This is a genomic window from Streptomyces sp. H39-S7 (assembly GCF_027158205.1).
GTDB lineage: Bacteria > Actinomycetota > Actinomycetes > Streptomycetales > Streptomycetaceae > Actinacidiphila.
The window spans coordinates 107,106-124,148 of record NZ_JAPVLU010000003.1 but is presented as its reverse complement, the minus strand read 5'-3'; the positions used below and the strand labels follow the sequence as shown (position 1 = coordinate 124,148).

General features: G+C 71.9%; 14 protein-coding genes. 5 read left to right on the top strand and 9 right to left on the bottom strand.

Going from position 1 to position 17,043, the window contains the following annotated elements; genetic code table 11:
- Positions 1-63: 63 nt before the first annotated feature.
- From O3X23_RS03960 to O3X23_RS03950, 3 genes are all read right to left on the bottom strand, one after another.
- Positions 64-891, bottom strand: coding sequence for an enoyl-CoA hydratase/isomerase family protein (locus tag O3X23_RS03960; RefSeq protein WP_269269682.1), 828 nt, complete (start codon positions 889-891; stop codon positions 64-66).
- 190 nt (positions 892-1,081) lie between these two features.
- Positions 1,082-3,259 (bottom strand): acetate--CoA ligase family protein, encoded by a 2,178-nt coding sequence (locus O3X23_RS03955; protein WP_269269681.1) that lies wholly within the window; start codon positions 3,257-3,259, stop codon positions 1,082-1,084.
- A 295-nt stretch (positions 3,260-3,554) separates the two neighbouring features.
- Entirely contained in the window at positions 3,555-4,751 is a 1,197-nt protein-coding gene (locus O3X23_RS03950; RefSeq protein ID WP_269269680.1) for a flavin-containing monooxygenase, read from the bottom strand.
- 234 nt (positions 4,752-4,985) lie between these two features.
- Between O3X23_RS03950 and O3X23_RS03945 the strand changes: the two genes are divergently transcribed.
- Both O3X23_RS03945 and O3X23_RS03940 read left to right on the top strand, forming a co-directional pair.
- Positions 4,986-5,438 carry a DoxX family protein gene (locus tag O3X23_RS03945; RefSeq protein WP_269269679.1) on the top strand — a complete coding sequence of 151 codons (453 nt, stop codon included), beginning with the start codon at positions 4,986-4,988 and terminating at the stop codon, positions 5,436-5,438.
- Entirely contained in the window at positions 5,435-5,896 is a 462-nt protein-coding gene (locus O3X23_RS03940) for a Zn-ribbon domain-containing OB-fold protein (RefSeq protein WP_269269678.1), read from the top strand. Before O3X23_RS03945 ends, O3X23_RS03940 begins: the two co-directional genes overlap by 4 nt.
- On the opposite strand, the gene O3X23_RS03935 is transcribed toward O3X23_RS03940, so the two are convergent.
- The 3 genes from O3X23_RS03935 to O3X23_RS03925 all read right to left on the bottom strand — a co-directional run bounded on the left by O3X23_RS03935 (position 5,875) and on the right by O3X23_RS03925 (position 8,558).
- A complete protein-coding gene (locus O3X23_RS03935) occupies positions 5,875-6,777 on the bottom strand; it encodes a trypsin-like serine peptidase (RefSeq protein ID WP_269269677.1) in 903 nt (300 codons plus the stop codon). The two genes, O3X23_RS03940 and O3X23_RS03935, sit on opposite strands and share 22 nt — an antisense overlap.
- 153 nt (positions 6,778-6,930) lie before the next feature.
- Positions 6,931-8,100, bottom strand: coding sequence for a thiolase C-terminal domain-containing protein (locus tag O3X23_RS03930; protein ID WP_269269676.1), 1,170 nt, complete (start codon positions 8,098-8,100; stop codon positions 6,931-6,933).
- 143 nt (positions 8,101-8,243) lie between these two features.
- Positions 8,244-8,558 (bottom strand): hypothetical protein, encoded by a 315-nt coding sequence (locus tag O3X23_RS03925; RefSeq protein ID WP_269269675.1) that lies wholly within the window; start codon positions 8,556-8,558, stop codon positions 8,244-8,246.
- A 106-nt stretch (positions 8,559-8,664) separates the two neighbouring features.
- Between O3X23_RS03925 and O3X23_RS03920 the strand changes: the two genes are divergently transcribed.
- Entirely contained in the window at positions 8,665-9,945 is a 1,281-nt protein-coding gene (locus O3X23_RS03920) for an acyl-CoA dehydrogenase family protein (protein ID WP_269269674.1), read from the top strand.
- A complete protein-coding gene (locus O3X23_RS03915; protein WP_269269673.1) occupies positions 9,942-10,472 on the top strand; it encodes a nitroreductase family deazaflavin-dependent oxidoreductase in 531 nt (176 codons plus the stop codon). Before O3X23_RS03920 ends, O3X23_RS03915 begins: the two co-directional genes overlap by 4 nt.
- 172 nt (positions 10,473-10,644) lie before the next feature.
- Here O3X23_RS03915 and O3X23_RS03910 read toward each other — a convergent pair whose 3' ends face one another.
- Positions 10,645-11,292: a TetR family transcriptional regulator gene (locus O3X23_RS03910; protein WP_269269672.1), complete on the bottom strand. Its 648-nt coding sequence runs from the start codon at positions 11,290-11,292 to the stop codon at positions 10,645-10,647.
- 725 nt (positions 11,293-12,017) lie between these two features.
- Here O3X23_RS03910 and O3X23_RS03905 point away from each other — a divergent pair.
- Positions 12,018-14,504, top strand: a complete 2,487-nt coding sequence (locus tag O3X23_RS03905; protein ID WP_269269671.1) for a serine/threonine-protein kinase — start codon at positions 12,018-12,020, stop codon at positions 14,502-14,504.
- Between the two features lie 64 nt (positions 14,505-14,568).
- On the opposite strand, the gene O3X23_RS03900 is transcribed toward O3X23_RS03905, so the two are convergent.
- Together O3X23_RS03900 and O3X23_RS03895 are read right to left on the bottom strand one after the other, a co-directional pair.
- A complete protein-coding gene (locus tag O3X23_RS03900; RefSeq protein ID WP_269269670.1) occupies positions 14,569-16,230 on the bottom strand; it encodes a LamG-like jellyroll fold domain-containing protein in 1,662 nt (553 codons plus the stop codon).
- 69 nt (positions 16,231-16,299) lie between these two features.
- A complete protein-coding gene (locus O3X23_RS03895; RefSeq protein WP_269269669.1) occupies positions 16,300-16,977 on the bottom strand; it encodes a hypothetical protein in 678 nt (225 codons plus the stop codon).
- Positions 16,978-17,043 lie beyond the last annotated feature (66 nt).

Genomic DNA, 17,043 nt, shown 5'->3' with positions numbered 1-17,043 from the left:
GGGAAGGGGAATTCGTCGGCGGTCTGTGCGGGGGTCCCGGCCAGGCGGCACCCCCGCCGCCGTTCACCGCCCTCTGAACTCCGGGGGCCGGCGCTCCACGAAGCTGCGGACGCCGTCCTGCGCGTCGTACGTCGTCATGTTGATCTCCTGGGCGGCCGCCTCCGCCGCGAACGCCGTCGCGCGGTCGGCGTCCAGCGAGGCGTTGACCAGTTGCTTGGTCAGAGCGATGGAACGGGTCGGGCCGGCGGCGAGGCGTTCGGCCCATTCGCGGGCCGTCTTCTCCAGATCGTCGGCGGGGACGACGCGGTTGACGAGGCCGAGACGTTCCGCGGCGGGCGCCGGGAGGTCGTCGCCGAAGAACATCAGCTCCTTCGCCCGCTGCGGGCCGATGAGCCGCGGCAGCAGGTACGCGCCGCCCCCGTCGGGCACGAGACCGCGACGGACGAAGACCTCGATGAACTTCGCGCGGTCGGAGGCGAGGACGAGGTCGCAGGCGAAGGCCAGGTGTGCGCCGATGCCGGCCGCGGTGCCGTTCACCCCGGCGATCACCGGCTTCTCGCAGTCCAGGACGGCGGAGACGAGGCGCTGCGCGCCGCGCCGGATCGTCCGGGCGACATCACCCGCGACGCGCTCACCGGGTGCGGCCGCGCCGCCGCTGAGGTCGGCGCCCGCGCAGAACGCGCGGCCGGTGGCGGTGATGACGACGGCCCGGACGGCGGGGTCGGCGGAGGCCGCGTCGAGCAGCGCGATGATGCGTTCGCGCTGGTCCCAGGTGAGGGCGTTCATCGCTTCCGGGCGGTTGAGAGTGATCCACGAGACGCCGTTGTCAGTGGCGTGCAGTACCAATGAGTCACCGGAACCAACGGAATCGTCACGGAGGGTGGTCGTCATGGGGGAGTGGCTCCTTGTCGTACGGAGGGCTGCGCGCACGGCGCTGAGCGGTACGCGGACCGCGGGGCCGGCCGGAGCGCGGGCCCGGCCGTCGAGCGGATCGTTACGGCCGCGCGGCCCGTGCCCGCCCCGCCCTTCGGACGGTTCGGGCGGCTCGGACACCTCGGGCGGCCTGGGCGGCGCGGGCCGCTCACCGGCAGATCGCGAGGGCGTCGAGTGCCACCGCTCCCTGGCCCCGCGGCAGCACCATCAGTGGGTTGATGTCGAGTTCGGAGAGATCGCCGCCGAGTTCCATCGCCATCCGCTGCACCCGCATGACGACATCGACGAGCGCGTCGACGTCGGCCGGCGGCGCCCCTCTGACCCCTTCGAGGAGCCGGTGGCCGCGCAGCTCGCCGAGCATGTCGCGGGCCGTGTCCTCGCTGAACGGGGGCACGCGGACGGCGGCGTCGGCAAGGATCTCGACGAGGACGCCGCCGAGGCCGACGGTGACGGTCGGGCCGAAGAGCGGGTCGTGGGTGACGCCGACAACCATCTCGACGCCGCGCTCGACCATCTGGCAGACGAGGATGCCGTCGAGGTCCACACCCTCGTAGCGGGCGATGTCCGTCAGGTCGCGATAGGCGTCGCGGACCTGGCTGGCGGAGGTCAGTCCGATCTTCACCAGGCCGAGTTCGGTCTTGTGGCCGAGCTGGGCGCCGGACGCCTTCATGACGACCGGGTAGCCGACGAGGCCGGCGGCGCGGACGGAGCCGGCCGCGCTGGTGACCAACTGCTCGCGCGGCACACGGATCCCGTACGCCCGCAGCATCTGCTTCGCCGCGTGCTCGCTGAGCTGGTGGCCCGCGCGCATCAGGGCCTGGGCCTTGCGTGCGGAGGAGGAGCGGGTGCGGGGGGCCTCGTCGAAGGGGGATCGGTAGGCGGCGGCGAAGCGGTGGTGGTCGAGGTAGGCCTTGACGGCGCTGACGCAGTTGCCGAAGGTGCGGAAGGTTGCGAGCCGGGACGAACCGAGGAGGGTGGTGCGATAGGCGTCCTCGGTGCCGAGCGGCGAGCCCCACACCACGCACACCAGCTTGTCGGTGCTCTCCGCTGCGTCGGCCAGATCCTGGGCCAGTTTGTCGCTCATGGGTGGAAATGGGCCGGTGATCGGACAGATGAGCACGCCGACGGACGGGTCGGCGAGGATCGCGTCGATGATCTTCCGGCCGCGCCAGTCGCCCACGGGGTGGCCGCCGTTGTCGATCGGGTTGGCGACGTTGAGGTAGTCGGGGATCCACTGGTGCAGTTCGGTCTGCTTCTCGTCGGACAGCAGCGGGATGTCGAGTCCCGCGGCGGTGGCGAGGTCGGAGAAGTGGGCGCCGGTGCCGCCGGATATGGAGTAGACGACGACACCGTCGGCCGTGGGCGGCTTGGCGCGCGCGAGCAGGGTCGCCGTGTCCTGGAGCTGGTCGAGTCCGTCGACGCGGATGACGCCGAACTGCTTGAGGGCCGCGTCGACGACGGCGTCGGAGCCGGTCAGCTTGCCGGTGTGGGAGGCGGCCATGCGGGCGCCGGTCTCGGTGCGGCCGACCTTCACCATCACCACCGGCACCTTGTTGCGGGCCGCGCGGTCGGCAGCGAGGGTGAACGAGCGGCCGTCCTTGAGCCCTTCCACATACGCGGCGATGGCCCCGACCTCGGGCTGCTCGGAGAAGTACGAGATGAAGTCGGCGGTTTCGAGGTCAGCCTCGTTGCCGGTCGGTGCCCAGTGGCTGATCCGGATGCCGAGTTCCTGCAGCGTGTAGAGGGGCCGTCCCTGGTGACCGGATTGCGTGATCAGGGCGATGGCCGGCCCCGTGAGGTCCTCGCGGAACTTCTCGAAGGCGTTGAGGTTGGTGTTCGGGCCGAGCAGCCGCATGCCGGAGGCGGCGACGACCTCGGCGAGCCGGGCCTGTGCGGCGGCGCCCTCCTCGCCCGTCTCGGCGAATCCGGAGGCGAAGGCGACGGCGAACCGGACCTTGGCCTCGCCCAACTGCTCGATGACGGGAAGGGGATCACCGACGAGGAGCACCGCGAGATCGACCGTCTCCGGCAGATCCGCCACCGAGGCATAGCAGGGCAGGTCGAAGACGGTCTCGCGGCCGGGGTTGACCGGGAAGAGCCGGGCCCCGACCCGCTGCGACCAGGCGATGAGCTGTCTGGTGATGCCGGTGTTGGGACGCCCTTCCGTGTCGGACGCGCCGACCACCGCCACGGTCTCCGGCCGGAAGAACCGGTCGAGGTCCGGGACGGTGTTGTGCAGCGGACGGCCACCGACGTCGGTGTCGGACGCGCCGCGTGCGGCGGGCCCGGGGCCGGGGCTACGGGTGCTGTATGTCGATCCAAGCATCGGTCTCGCCCGCTCCTGCTCGAAGGTATACAGAACTGACGCATAGTCAGATTACTGAACTGACGACCTGTCAGGAACAGTTCGGGCATGTGAAAGATGTGAAGGAGGCCGAGCGGGCCGCCATTCAGGGCGTTTTGGGTGGGCGAACCGACGCCGCCGGGCCCCGCCGGTGGCTTCTTTGGCCGGAAGAGGTCAGCGCGGGGCCCGGGGAGGAGAGTGGAGGAATATGCGGAAACTCTGACGAGATGGACGATGTGGACGCGGCTGGCGAGGTGGACGCGGTCGGCGGGGGCGGTCACGCCCGCCGGGGGGTCCGGGCGGCCGCGCGGGCGATGCGCCGGGCGTCGATGGCGAGCTCACGGAACATGCCGCTGATGGGGTTGGTGAAGCCGGTGAAGTAGAGGCCGGGAGCGCCGGGCGGGGTGTGCGGGCCGTGGACGACGGGGCGGCCGTTGCCGTCGAGGACGCCCAGGTGGCCGACGAGGGGTTCGAGACCGCGCCGGTATCCCGTGGCGGCGATGACGACCTCCGGGCTGATCCGCGAACCGTCGGCCAGGACGACCTTGTCACCGTCGAAGCTCTTCACGGCGGCGACGGGCTCCACCCGTCGCGCCCGGATCGCGTCGATGAGGCCGACGTCCTGCACCGGGATGGCTCCGTCGTCGCGGACGCGGGAGTAGAGGCCGGTGGTGGGGCGGGCGAGTCCGAAGGAGGACAGATCCGGGACGCTGAGGCGTTCCACGTGCGGGGCGATGCGGTCGACGAGCCCGGTCGGCAGCCGGCGGCAGAGGATGCCGGTGGCCTGGGCGGGCCAGCCGGCGGTGGTGCGGCGCAGGATGTGCGGCGGCGTCCGGACGGCGATCCGCACGCGGGCGGCGCCCGCCTCGACGAGGTCGACGGCGATCTCGGCGCCGGTGTTGCCGACGCCGATGATGAGGACGTCACGGCCCGCGTAGGGCTCGGCGTTGCGGTAGTGGGCGGCGTGCAGCAGTTCGCCGGAGAAGCTGTCGCGGCCGGGCCAGTCCGGGACGTGCGGCACGTGGTTGGTGCCGGTGGCGACCACGACGACGGAGGCGGTGAGCAGGCGTCCGCCCGTGGCGGGCAGCTGCCACGTACCGCTGCCCGTGCCCTCGCCCGTGCCCGTGCCCGTGCCCGTGCCCGTGCCGGCGTCGACGCGGTCGATCCGGGACACCTCGATGCCGGTGGCGACGTCGATCCGGTGGTGTGCGGCGTACCGCTCCAGGTAGCGGATGACGTCGTCGCGACCGACCCAGCGTCCGTACGCGCGCGGGATGGCGAAGCCGGGCAGGCCGGACAGCCGTCGCGTGGTGTGCAGATGGAGCCGGTCGTAATGGCCGCGCCAGGACGCGGCGACCGCGTCCGACCGCTCCAGTACGAGCGTGCGCACGCCACGCCGGTTCAGCGCCGCCGCCGCGGCGAGGCCGCCGGGTCCCGCGCCGATGACGATCGCGTCGGGGGACGCGGTCGGCATGGCAGGCGCGGTGGACCCCGACGGAACGGAAGGGGTGGGGCGGTCGACCATGTGGTGCTCCCGGGGCCTGTCGGAGGGGCTGTCGGAGGGACGTACCGGAAGGTGGCAGTGGCGTGGGAGTGAGAGTAGTCCCGGCAGCGATCAATCCGAGGGCGTTTGGCGCCGGACTCTTGCGCGGATCTGTCTCCATCCGATGAACTGACGTACCGTCAGATATCGAGAGGGAGGCCCGCCATGCAGACGATCTGGCTCACCGGAGCCGAATGGCTCGCCGTGCTGCGCATAGGCCTCGGTCTGTGGTGGCTGGAGAGCTGGCGGCACAAGGACAAGAAGGGCTGGTTCGAGCGCGGAACGGGCATCGCCTGGGCCAAGAGCGTCGCGGACAAGCACCGCTGGGGCTTTGTGCGCGGCGGCTTCACCACGGTCGTCGCGCCACGGCCCAAGCTGATGGCACACGTCGTCGTGTACGCCGAGCTGGCGCTCGGGCTGGGCCTGACGGTCGGCCTGCTGACACCGGTGGCGCTCGTCGGCGGACTGCTCCTCAACCTGCTCTATCTCGTCCTGATGATCCACGACTGGGCCGAGCAGGGCCAGAACGCGATGATGGCGCTGATATCGCTCGTCGCGCTCTTCGCCATGAGCTGGCAGGCGTGGTCGCTCGACAACCTGTGGGGGCTGTTCCTGTGACGGCGCAGCGCTTCGACCTCCCCGACATCGACGCCTTCACCCGGCCGTACTGGGACGCCGCCACCGAAGGACGCCTGCTGATCCGGCGCTGCGCCGCCTGCGGGGCAGCCCACCACTACCCGCGCGAGTTCTGCCCGTCCTGCTGGAGCGAGGACGTCGGCTGGGAGCAGGCGAGCGGCCGCGCCACGCTCTACACGTGGTCGGTCGTCCACCTCAACGACCTGCCGCCCTTCGGAACCCGGGTGCCGTACGTCGCCGCGGTCGTCGATCTCGCCGAGGGTCCGCGGATGATGACGGAGGTCGTCGACTGCGAGGTGTCCGCCCTGCGGATCGGCATGGAGCTGCGGGTCCGCTTCCGCACGGACGACGCCGCTGCCGAGGCCCCGGCCGTCGCGGTAGCCGTCTTCGCTCCGGCGAAGCCCGTCGACGCCGCCGGTCAGCCGCCGGCCGTTCCGTAGAGCGTGAAGAGGGCGTCCTCGAAGAGCGGGCTGTACGAGACGCTGTCGTCCGGACCGCCGCCGTCCAGGCCGCCCACCAGGCCGATGACCTTCCCGGTCCGCGTCTTCGGGTCGAAGTCCAGCAGCCACGGGCTGCCGGACGTCCCGTCGTAGTAGCCGCCGCAGTCCATCTGCAGCTGCCGCATGCCGGACAGCCGGGAGGTGGCCGTCGTGCAGCTGATCGCCCGGCCCGTCGGGTCGAAGGCCTCGCCGGGGTAGCCGATCACGGTGACCTTGTTGGTCCAGCCGGGCGTCCGCGTCAGGATGTTGGCGCCGGTGACGTCCTCGATGCTCTTGCCCTGGTCGTTCCGCTTCACCCGCGCGAAGGCGAAGTCGTAGTCGGACCCGGTGCCGAAATCGCCCCAGCGGGGGTCGGTGAAGACCTGGTCGACGGCCCAGGTCCCGTACGGCTGCGCCTTCGCGCCCTTGGCGTAGTCGGGGACGAACACGACGTCCGTGCCCGCCTCGCAGTGCGCGGCGGTCAGCACGAGGCTGCGGGACGGGCTGTGGACCACGCTCGCCGAGCAGAAATGGGCCTCGGCCGACTCGTCGACGGAGAAGAGCACGCCGACGGTCGGAATGCCGCTGATGTGCCGGGCGGCGCCGGCCGGGGCGATGGTGGTGCTGACGTTCGCGTTGGGGGCGGGCAGCTCCTCCGACCCGTACGGAGCGCTCTGCGGCATGGCGTTCGCCATCCGCTCGGGGGTCCAGAACCGGGCGGCGTCCTGGTTCGTCCAGCTCCCCCGGCCGTCCGGCGGCGAGGAGGCGGCCCACGGCATCCACAGCGCGGCGGAGGTCAGCACGAGTGTGCAGGCCAGGGGCAGGGCGAACCGCTTGACCACGCGATACCCCTCTCCGGGCCGCCCGTAGATCCACTGACCGGCCCAGCGTACCCATCCGGTCCGCGAGGTTGCCGTTGCCCGCATGCTCGGGCCGGGTCGTGCCGGGCAAGGTGCGAAGGTGACGACAGGCCCTAGCCGCGTCCCACCCGCGACCTATCCGCGCTCGAGGATCACGGTTCCCGAGGAGCAGAACCAGCCGCCGGTTCCGGAGGCGACGGCCAGCCGCGGCAGCCGCCCGCCGGACTTGCGCACCTGCCGGTCGCCCGCCTCGCCGCGCAGTTGCCGGACTGCCTCGATGAGCAGGAACAGGCCGCGCATCCCGGGGTGGCAGGCGGACAGGCCACCGCCGTCGGTGTTCACGGGCAGATCGCCGTCGATCGTGAGCCGCCCCTTCTCGACGAAGGCGCCGCCTTCGCCCTTGGCGCAGAAGCCGAGGTCCTCCAGCGTCACCAGCGTCATGTACGTGAAGGCGTCGTAGATCTCGGCGAGGTCGATGTCGGCGGGGGTCACGCCGGCGCGCTCGAAGGCGATCCGGCCGGAGACCGCCGCCGGGGAGACCGTGAAGTCCTCCCACTCGGACATCGCGGTGTGCGACACCGCGGTGCCCGAGCCGAGGATCCAGACGGGGGTCCGGGCGGTGTCCGGCACGTACTCCTCGGCGGCCAGCAGCACCGCGCCGCCCCCGTCGGAGCGGATGCAGCAGTGCAGCTTGGTGAACGGGTCGGCGATCGTCGGCCCGGACAGCACCTCGTCGACGGTGATCGGGGTGCGGTACATCGCGTCGGGGTTGCGGGCGGCGTTGGCGCGGGCCTGTACGGCGACCTCGGCGAGCTGCTCCAGTGTCGTGCCGTACTGGTGCATGTGGCGGCGCGCGGCCATCGCGTACTTGGAGATGAGGGTGTGGCCGTACGGAACCTCGAACTGCAGCGGCCCGCGGGCGCCGAAGGAGAGGTTGGCGGTGCGCCGCTTCGCCTTGAGGTCGGCGCGCGCGGTCGAGCCGTAGACGAGCAGCACGGCATTGGCGTGGCCGGCGGCTATCGCCTCGGCGGCGTGCGCGGCCATGACCTCCCAGGTGGAGCCGCCCACGGCGGTGGAATCCACCCAGGTGGGGCGCAGGCCGAGGTATTCGGCGACCTCGACCGGCGCGAGGATCCCGAGGCCGGCCGAGGCGAGCCCGTCGACGACCGAGCGGTCGAGTCCGGAGTCGGCCAGCGCCCGGCGGGCGGCCTGGGCGTGCAGGGCGTACGGGGTGGCGTCGTCGACCCGTCCGCAGTCGGACAGCGCGACGCCGACGACGGCGACCTTGCGAGCAGCAGCAGCCATAAATCTGACGGTACATCAGATTCGGAAGCCCGGAACAGTGGATGCGGCGAGGGTGTGGTGCGCGCGCTGTCCCGTGCCCCGCGTCCCCCTGCTCCGCGCTCCGTGTCCCGTGCTCCGCGCTCCGTGCGTGAGCTCCGGGGGGCTCAGTGCCTCTTGCGCAGTTGGGCGGCCGCCGACGACATCTGCGTCAGCGCGACGAGCGCGAGCAGGACGTACAGCGCCCGCTGGAAGCCCGAGATGTCGCTCATCCAGAACTGCGCGCTGATCCACAGGACCAGCAGCGCGGCCCAGATCCCGAGGTAGACCTTGAGCTGGGTCGTCGACGTGTCGGGGCCGGGGGAGAGGAAGCGCAGCGTGGTGCCGCGCGGGCGCTGCGGCTTCGGGCCGGTGGCCCTGTCGCCCGGGGCGGGATTCTGGCCGGACTTCCGGCGGGGGTCCTGGCTGGGGTTCTGGCTCATGCCGGACATCATGCCCGGTCGGGAATGGGTGCTCCCCGACCCTGTGCATCTGGACTGCCGCTCCCTAAGATGACGGACCGTCAGATGAGCTGTGAGGAGCCCGCCGATGGATGCCGCGTTCACCGAGGAGCAGGACGAGATCCGGCGCACCCTGCGCGAGGTGCTGCGGAAACGCTGCGGGCCGGACGAGGTCAAGGCCGCCGTCGGCACCACCGCGGGATACGACGAGCCTCTGTGGCGGCAGCTCGCCGAACAGCTCGGCCTGCCCGGCCTCGGGCTGCCGACGGAGTACGGGGGCGCCGGCTGCGGGCCGACCGAACTGGTGCTGGCCTGCGAGGAGGCCGGCCGCACGCTGCTGCCGTCCCCGCTGCTCAGCACCGCGGTGCTGGCCGCCCCGCTCATCGCCGACCTCGGTACCGAGCGGCAGCGCGCCGACCTGCTGCCCAGGATCGCCGCAGGCGCCGTCACGGTGGCGCTCGCCCTGCCGGGCGGCCTCGGCACGGCCCTGGGCCTGACGGGGCCGAACGACGGCAGCTGGGCGGGCGGCGGCCGCGCGGGCGGCATCCAGGCCCGCCAGGAGTCGGACGGGCCGGGCTGGCGGCTCTACGGGCAGGCCGACCAGGTGCTGGACGGGCACAGTGCCGGACTGCTGCTCGTCGCCGCCCACGCCGGCGGCTACGCGGCCGCCCGCACCCGGCTCTTCCTCGTCGAGGGCGACGCGGCCGGCGTCGTACGCAACCGCCTCACCGCGCTCGACGAGACCCGCCCCGAGGCCCGGATCGAGCTGCGTGACGTCGTCGCCGTGCCGCTCGGGGGCGACGAGGCCGCCGACCCGGGGCCCGCGCTCGCCCGAGCAGGTGAACTCGCCGCCGCCGCGCTGGCGACGGAGGCGGTCGGCGCCGCGGACCAGGCACTCGCCTCCACCGTGGAATACGTCCAGGTCAGAGAGCAGTTCGGACGTCCCGTCGGCTCCTTCCAGGCCGTCAAGCACCGGCTCGCCGACCTCTACGTCCAGGTGCAGGCGGCACGGTCCGCCGCGTATTACGCCGCATGGGCGGCCGCCGCTTCCGAGGGCGAGCTGCCGGTCGCCGGACCGCTCGCGCTCGCACAGGCGCTGGAGGCGCTGCGGTCCGTCGCGGGCGAGGCGATCCAGCTGCACGGCGGCGTCGGCTTCACCTGGGAGCACCACGCGCACCTGTACTTCAAGCGCGCCGCGTCCGACGAACTGCTCTTCGGCCCGGTGCACCTGCTGCGCGCCCGCGCCGCCGACCGGGCGGGGCTCTTCGGCCCGGCGGTTCCCACACCCGCACCCACACCCACACCCATGCCCGCATCCGAACCCATGCCCGCCCCCGCCCAGTCGACGACCGCAGGGAGCGCGGCATGAAGAAGTCGCTGATGGAGCGTTCGAAGCCGCTCGTGCAGAAGGTGTCGTCCACCCGCGGGTTCGCGAAGGTCGCGCCGTACGTCGTCCCGGCCATGGACAAGGTCGTGCACCGGCTGACCAAGGGAAAGGTGCTGCTCAGCGCCCAGATGCTGCCCGGTGTCGTCCTGACGGCGACGGGTGCGAAGAGCGGACAGCCGCGCCGTACGCCCCTGGCGTGCATGCCCGAGGACGGCGGCACGTTCATCCTCGTCGGCAGCAACTTCGGGCGGACCGACCACCCCGCGTGGACCAGCAATCTGATCCGGCACCCGGACGCGGAGATCAACTGGAAGGGAAACGACCTGCGCGTCGTCGCCCAGCTCCTCGAAGGCGCCGAGCGTGAGGCGGCCTGGACGGCGGTCCTGCGTTTCTGGCCGCCCTACGCGTCCTACGCGGAGCGCGTGGACCGGCAGATACGGCTCTTCCGCCTCGTTCCGCGCGGCCCCGGCGGAACCGAACCCGGCCCGAAACCGCCTGAGCACGCCTGAATCCCCGCCAACCCGTCACCTTCCCGCACCTCCCCCCGCACGAGAACGCGGGCGCCGTACCGGCTACCTCCCCCGAGGACCGGACGGCGCCCGCGTTGGGCGTGACGTGGCAGGACGGACAGATGGAACGCCTCAAATGGCGTGAGCCAAGGGCCCCTTGGGCCCCGACGGGTTACTTGGCGGGCTTCTTCCCGGTAACGCCGAGATGCACGAGCAGCGCGAGGTTCGGCTTCAACTCGGCCTGTTTGACGCCCCAGCTGGTGAACCCCTTCTGGTGCGAGGCGACGGCGGCCAGCATGGCGACCAGCGAGCCGGCCATCGCGGCCGGGCTGACCTCCTTGTCGACCTTGTTCTTGCTCTGCAGATCCTTGATGGAATCCGTGAGGGAGTTGGTGACAGCGTTGAGGATCTTCATGCGGATCTTGTAGAACCGCTTGTCCCCTTCCGCCGCCCCAAGGTCGACGACGCGCAGAATCGCGTCGTTCTTCCGCCAGAAGGAGAGGAAGCCGTCGACCAGTTCCTCCGCCGCCAGGGCGCCGGACTTGCCGATCCAGGAGCGTCCCGCGACCAGATCGGTGAGGCTCGCTCCTTCCTTGGCCATTTCCTCGGCGAGTTCGAGGACCGCGCCCTCGACGTCGGGGAAGTACTGGTAGAACGTTGCGGGGGAGGTGCCCGCCATCCGGGCCACGTCAATGACCTTGACGTCCCGGTACGGCGAGGTGCTGAGCATCTCGCCGAGGCAGTCGAGCAGCTTCTGCCGCGTCGCCTGTCCTCGACGACCGGCAACACGGCCGTCGACGGTGCGAACTTGTCCTGTCATGCCGTCAGTTTACCGGCGGGTGATCAGCGCGCGATTCGGCCTCGTGCAAATGGGGTCAGCCGGTTTCCCGGTGCCGTCCGGTGCGCTCCCGACAGTGTCGGGAGCGATACGCAGAGCGTTTGCCCGCCCGCTTTCCGTCGGCTTTCCGTGCGCATTCCGCCGGATAACCGGCCGTCAGCCCTATTCGTGGCTTCACCGCCGACGCTCGTCCCCGTCCGGAGGAGGCTTCGAGCCCGAAAGGGCGCGCAGACCCGTGCGTGTCCGCCATTCGAGCGAATCATCTTATCAACAGCCTGTGGATAACTTCTGTGGGTAGAGATCTGCCGCGCCCGAGAACGGACTGTATGTTCGAATAATGGCGGAAGGTGCTCATTCACCCCTTTGTTCGGATGCGGTGCCCCGCGACACGCCGTCCAGCATTCGGTCCGCGGCGAATCGGGATCGCACCGCGTCGTCACGGCGTCCCGACCGCCAGAGCGTCGGGCGGCACCCCACCCGACGCCGCCCGAGTCCGGATTTCGCCTGTTTCCGGCCCGGTTCGGGCCCTGTCACGGGTCCCGTCCGGCTCCGGTCAGCCGTCCGTCCACACCTGACAGAACCCGGGGTCCGTACCGACAGAATCGACAGATGTCGTGTCGTTACGCCCCCGGGTTCGCAACCGGACGCTTCGCCAGGAAGAATCAGCTTTCATATGGGGAACACCCCACGGGGAGGGACGGGCACCGGTGGAGCAGCTGACGCAGCACGACCCGCGACGGATCGGCCCTTTCGAGGTGCTGGCCCGGCTCGGCGCCGGCGGCATGGGGCTGGTCTATCTCGCAAGGTCGGCCTCCGGCCGCAGGGTCGCGATCAAGACGGTGCGCGCCGAACTCGCCGAGGACCAGCTGTTCCGGGTCCGCTTCAGCCGTGAGGTCGAGGCGGCCCGCGCGGTCAGCGGCTTCTACACGGCGGCCGTCGTGGACGCCGACGCGCGCGCGGCCGTGCCGTGGCTGGCCACCGCGTACGTTCCCGCCCCCTCCCTCGAAGAGATCATCAACGAGGCCGGGCCGATGCCCGCCCAGGCCGTCCGCTGGCTGGCCGCCGGTGTCGCCGAGGCGCTCCAGTCCATCCACGGCGCGGGTCTCGTGCACCGTGACATGAAGCCGTCCAACGTCCTGGTCGTCGAGGACGGGCCCCGGGTGATCGACTTCGGTATCGCCAGCGGGGTGTCCAACACCCGGCTGACCATGACGAACGTCGCAGTCGGCACCCCCGCCTACATGTCGCCCGAGCAGGCCCGCGACTCGCGGAGCGTGCGCGGCGCCAGCGACATCTTCTCCCTCGGCTCGACGCTGGTGTTCGCCGCGACGGGGCACGCCCCCTTCCACGGCGCGAACCCCGTCGAGACGGTCTTCATGCTGCTCCGCGAGGGCCCGGACCTGGCGGGTCTGCCCAGTGAGCTGCGGCCGCTCATCGAGTCCTGCATGCGGATGGAGGCCGACCAGCGGCCGACGCCCGCGGAACTCCAGGCACAGCTCGCCCCGCACCTCTTCTCCACCGGCAGCGACGACACCGGCACGGCGTCCGCCTGGCTGCCGCCCGGGGCGGTCGCGCTGATAGAACAGCGGCGCAGCGGCCGGCCGGCCGTCGCCGTCAACGCCAGGACCTCGCCTCCTCTTCCCCCGCCGCCGTCCGCGCCTCCGCGCACCCCCGACCCGGTCGGGCAGGGCCGGCACGGCGTGGCCGGAGGCCGGCAGGGGCCCGCGGGCGGGCAGAACCATCCCGACGCCTTCCCCGGTCCTGGTGGACAGAACGGTCCCGGTGGGCAGCACGGTCCGGGTGGCGCCAACGGCCCCGGCCGTCCCAACGCGCCCGTCGGCGGGCGCGGTGGCGCCGAGCCGCACACCCACGGGCCCGTCCGGCTGGCCGGCTCCGCCCCGATAGGGCCGGGCCTGCGCGTCGCGGACTCCGACCACACGGTGCGGCCGCCGAACGGCGCCCCCGGCACGGACTGGGTACGGCGCGGTGGCGCGCACCGGGCCAACGGTCCCGGCGCGCTCCCCGCGCAGCAGCCCCAGCCGCAGACCCCGGCGGGGGAGTGGCGGCCCTGGCGCTTCCGCATGTCCAACGACGTGTGGGGCACGCCCGTCGTTTCCGACGGCCGCCTCTACGTCACCTCGTTCGAGGTGCACGCGCTCGACATCGCCAGCGGGCGGCGGCAGTTCAAGACCCGCGACGTCGCCTGGACGATGGCGGTCGCCGACGGCCGCATCCACGCCTCCGACGGGCCCGGCCTCTACGCCCTCGACACGGTCGACGGCGGCGATCTCTGGCGCACGGGCGTCGAGGGGTGGATCTACTCGCTGCGCGCCGACCACGGCACGGTCGTCACCGGTACGCGCGGCGGCGGCGTCCAGGCCTGGGACGCGGACCGCGGCCTGCTGCGCTGGGAGCGCGGCGGCGCGCAGACCGAATTCGAGTCCCCCGAGTCCGGCCCCTCGATCGCGGCGGGCACGGTGTACTTCCAAGGTGGCGGCCGCCTGTACGCCATCGACGCCGGGTCCGGCGCCGAGCGCTGGTCCTACCCGGTCGGCGCGTCCGGCGTCCCCGGTGCGACCGGCAGCGTCCCGACGCGGCCGGTCGTGGCCGACGGCATCGTCTACGTCACCGCCGGCACGCGGGTGCTCGCCCTCGACGCCAGGTCGGGGGCGGAGCGCTGGCGCTTCGACGCTCCGGCCGTCATGTTCGGTCCGCCCGCCCACGTCCCGGGCGCGAGCGCCGCGGGCGGCGGCGTCTACATCGCCGACCACCTCGGCACCGTCTACGCACTCGACGCGCGCAGCGGCCGCGACCGCTGGCGCGTCGCCACGGAGCCCCGGCAGTCCCTCGAACCGGTGCTCGTCGCCGGCGGCGACGTCCTGCTGGGCGCGGGCAGCGCGCTCTACACGCTCGACGCCGTCACGGGCAATCCGAAGTGGCGCTTCGCCGCCCAGGGCGAGATCGTCGGTTCACCGGTCGTCGCGGACGGCCGCGTCCACTTCGGCTCGAAGGACCACTGCCTCTACACGGTGGACGCCGGCGGCGGCCAGCTCCGCTGGAAGCTCGAAACGGGCGGCGAGATCACGGGGTCGCCGGTCGCGGCGGACGGGGTCGTGTACGCGTGCAGCAAGGACCGCTGCGTCTACGCCCTGGACGCGGTGAAGGGCACGGGCGCCGCCGCACGCCGGCCCTAGGGCCGAGTCTCGTCCCCAGGGCCGGTCTCGACCACAGGAACGGTATCGACCCCAGGGCCGGTCGTCATGAGGTGAGCGAGGCCACCTCGGCCGCGTTCAGCGGGTAGCTGAAGGTTCTGACCGTCCGTACCGAGCCGCTCAGGTAGGCGTTCGCCCTGCCGTCCACCTTGTCGCGGCCGACGACGAAGGGACCGGTGGCGGACCAGAGGGTGGTGTGGCTCGCCGTACCCGCCGCCGTTCCGTTCACATAGAGCGTCATCGTCCCCGTCGCCGCGTTGAAGACGCCGGTGAGACGGGTCCAGACGCCGGTCTGTGCGGCGACGTTCGCCATGACCTGGTGGACGGTCCAGCCGGAGCTGTCGGCGGCAGGCATCACGAACCGCCAGGAGCTGTCGACCGCGTCGTAGACCAGCATCATGCCGCTGATGTTCGTGCCGTCCTGGCTCGCGACGACCGAGGTCGGCGCACCGGGCCGGATGTTCACCGAAGCGGAAACGGTGAAACTCTGCGCCGTGTTCACGACGGATCCGGGCGCGGTGACGGCGCCGTCGGTGCCGTTGAAGTCCGCCCCGCCGCCAGGCGCGGCGCTCCAGCTCACACCGCCGTCGAGCGTGCCGGGACGGCTGTTCACGGAGTCGTCCGCGGCGGTGGTGCCGGAGCCGTCGGTGAGCTTCCAGGACAGGTCGGGAGCGCCCTTGGTGTATCCGTACAGCGGGGCGTGGTCGGAGATCCCGGTGGGCGTGCAGACCGCGTCGTGCTGGTTCGCGACGTAGTAGCACTCAGGCTGTTGGCTGAGCCGGTAGTCGGCCTGATCGGCCTTCTGGGTCCACGAGTCGCAACCGGTGAAGCCGGCGGTCGAGAAGAGGTAGTCGATCTTCGACGAGGTGTAGGTGCCCGTCGTGGGGGCGTAGGTGAAGTGCGTGACCTCGTTGGCGGCGTCACCGGGCAGGTACGAGGACCGGTCGCACTCGGGCATGAGGTCGTAGAGCGGCTGCAGTCTGGACGGGACCGCCCCGTAGTACCCCATGTTGAAATCACCGCCCACCACGACGCGGGGATAGGCCGAGATCACCGACTTGAGGGTGGCGACTTCCTTCTCGTAGACGCCTGCCGCGAGCAACGCGTCGTTGTTCGACAGGTGCGTGGTGCAGACGTGGGTCTGCCAGCCGGCCACCCCGGCACACAGCACCTGCGCACGGTCCGCGTCACTGTTCAGCGGCACGGGCAGCGGTACCGGCTGGGGACGGTCGTCGATGGTCCCCTTCACCAGGATCGCGGTGCTCAGGGTGCCGGAGAGCGATCCCCGACAGTCGGATCGGCCATCAGGGCGGAGGGCCACCGCCGTGGCGGAGGTCCAGCCCGCGCCGAGAGCCGACAGGATCGTGTCGAGCTGGCTGGGTCCGGTGGCGGCGCCGGGCAGGTTGAGCGGAGGGCCCGCGCAGACTTCCTGCAACATGACCACGTTGAGGTTCCGTGCCCGCACGACATCCGTGATGCCGTCCGCCTTCTTCTGCGGACTCTTGCGGTCGGGGCAGTACCCGAGCGCCGACGGGCTCGCGCCTCCGGCCTCGCCGCAGACGTTCCATGTCATCGCCCGCACCGATTCCACCGTGGTGGAGACGGGGGCGGCCCCCGCCGATGCCGGGAGGCCCAGGGCCAGCGACGCCGCCGCGGCGACGATTACGGTCGCCCGGCACATCCCCTGGCGTATTCGGGACGTTCTCACACAGGTCTCCTGTCGACGGAGCCCCGACCGGGCGGTTCGCCGGTCGTCGGCTCCGGAGACGATAGCCCGTCAGGTCTGCTGGTCCGGGGGGCGCGGAGGGTGGTTGTCGGTGAGCGTCGGCTGGTCGTACACGGTCGGTTCGGAGGGCGGAGCCGCGGGTCGGGGAGCGGTCTCGGGCTGGGGCCAGGTGGGGAGATCGTTCGCGCGGTCGGCGGGAGCGGGGGAACCGGGGGGCTCGGCATAGGCCGCGGGTTCGACGGGCTCGGGGTGGTGGCTGACGGGCTCGGCATAGGCGGCGGGTTCGGCGGTGTGGGGCGGCCGGCGGCCGTACGCGGAGCGGTGGCGGCGGCCCGACATGGTGGCGGCGCCGATCAGGAGCAGGACGCCGCCGCCGAGGGCGTTGACGACGCCGATGCCGAGTCCGTCACCACCGGCGGTCAGGGAGCCGGCGGACAGCCCCTGACGGACCATCCACAGGATGGTGAAGCCGAGGACGAGGATGCCGGCGCAGCCGACGAGGAGCCGGGAGCGCAGCAGGATCCCGAGGAGGGTGATCAGCGCGGCGAAGAGCATGGGGAGGAACAGGGAGCCCATGACGGCGGCCCGGTCGGCGGTGATCCCGTCGAAGAGGTCCTCCATGCGGATCTCGGATCCGTGCCGGCCGCCGTACCAGGCCCGGAAAGGGCTCCAGACGGCTGCCGCCGCCCCGAGGAGAGCGATCAGGGACCCGAAGATGTTGCGGAACATCGTGCGTCGTCCAATCTCGGCGCCCCCGTGCGGCCCACGCTATGCCGGGTGGCGGGGGCCCGCCAC

Excerpts from the sequence above, each read along its gene's own strand:
- O3X23_RS03895 (WP_269269669.1), bottom strand. The coding sequence starts at position 16,977 with ATGTTCCGCAACATCTTCGGGTCCCTGATCGCTCTCCTCGGGGCGGCG.
- O3X23_RS03910 (WP_269269672.1), bottom strand. The coding sequence starts at position 11,292 with ATGACAGGACAAGTTCGCACCGTCGACGGCCGTGTTGCCGGTCGTCGA.
- O3X23_RS03960 (WP_269269682.1), bottom strand. The coding sequence starts at position 891 with ATGACGACCACCCTCCGTGACGATTCCGTTGGTTCCGGTGACTCATTG.
- O3X23_RS03920 (WP_269269674.1), top strand. The coding sequence starts at position 8,665 with ATGGATGCCGCGTTCACCGAGGAGCAGGACGAGATCCGGCGCACCCTG.
- O3X23_RS03930 (WP_269269676.1), bottom strand. The coding sequence starts at position 8,100 with ATGGCTGCTGCTGCTCGCAAGGTCGCCGTCGTCGGCGTCGCGCTGTCC.
- O3X23_RS03915 (WP_269269673.1), top strand. The coding sequence starts at position 9,942 with ATGAAGAAGTCGCTGATGGAGCGTTCGAAGCCGCTCGTGCAGAAGGTG.
- O3X23_RS03955 (WP_269269681.1), bottom strand. The coding sequence starts at position 3,259 with ATGCTTGGATCGACATACAGCACCCGTAGCCCCGGCCCCGGGCCCGCC.
- O3X23_RS03950 (WP_269269680.1), bottom strand. The coding sequence starts at position 4,751 with ATGCCGACCGCGTCCCCCGACGCGATCGTCATCGGCGCGGGACCCGGC.
- O3X23_RS03925 (WP_269269675.1), bottom strand. The coding sequence starts at position 8,558 with ATGAGCCAGAACCCCAGCCAGGACCCCCGCCGGAAGTCCGGCCAGAAT.
- O3X23_RS03945 (WP_269269679.1), top strand. The coding sequence starts at position 4,986 with ATGCAGACGATCTGGCTCACCGGAGCCGAATGGCTCGCCGTGCTGCGC.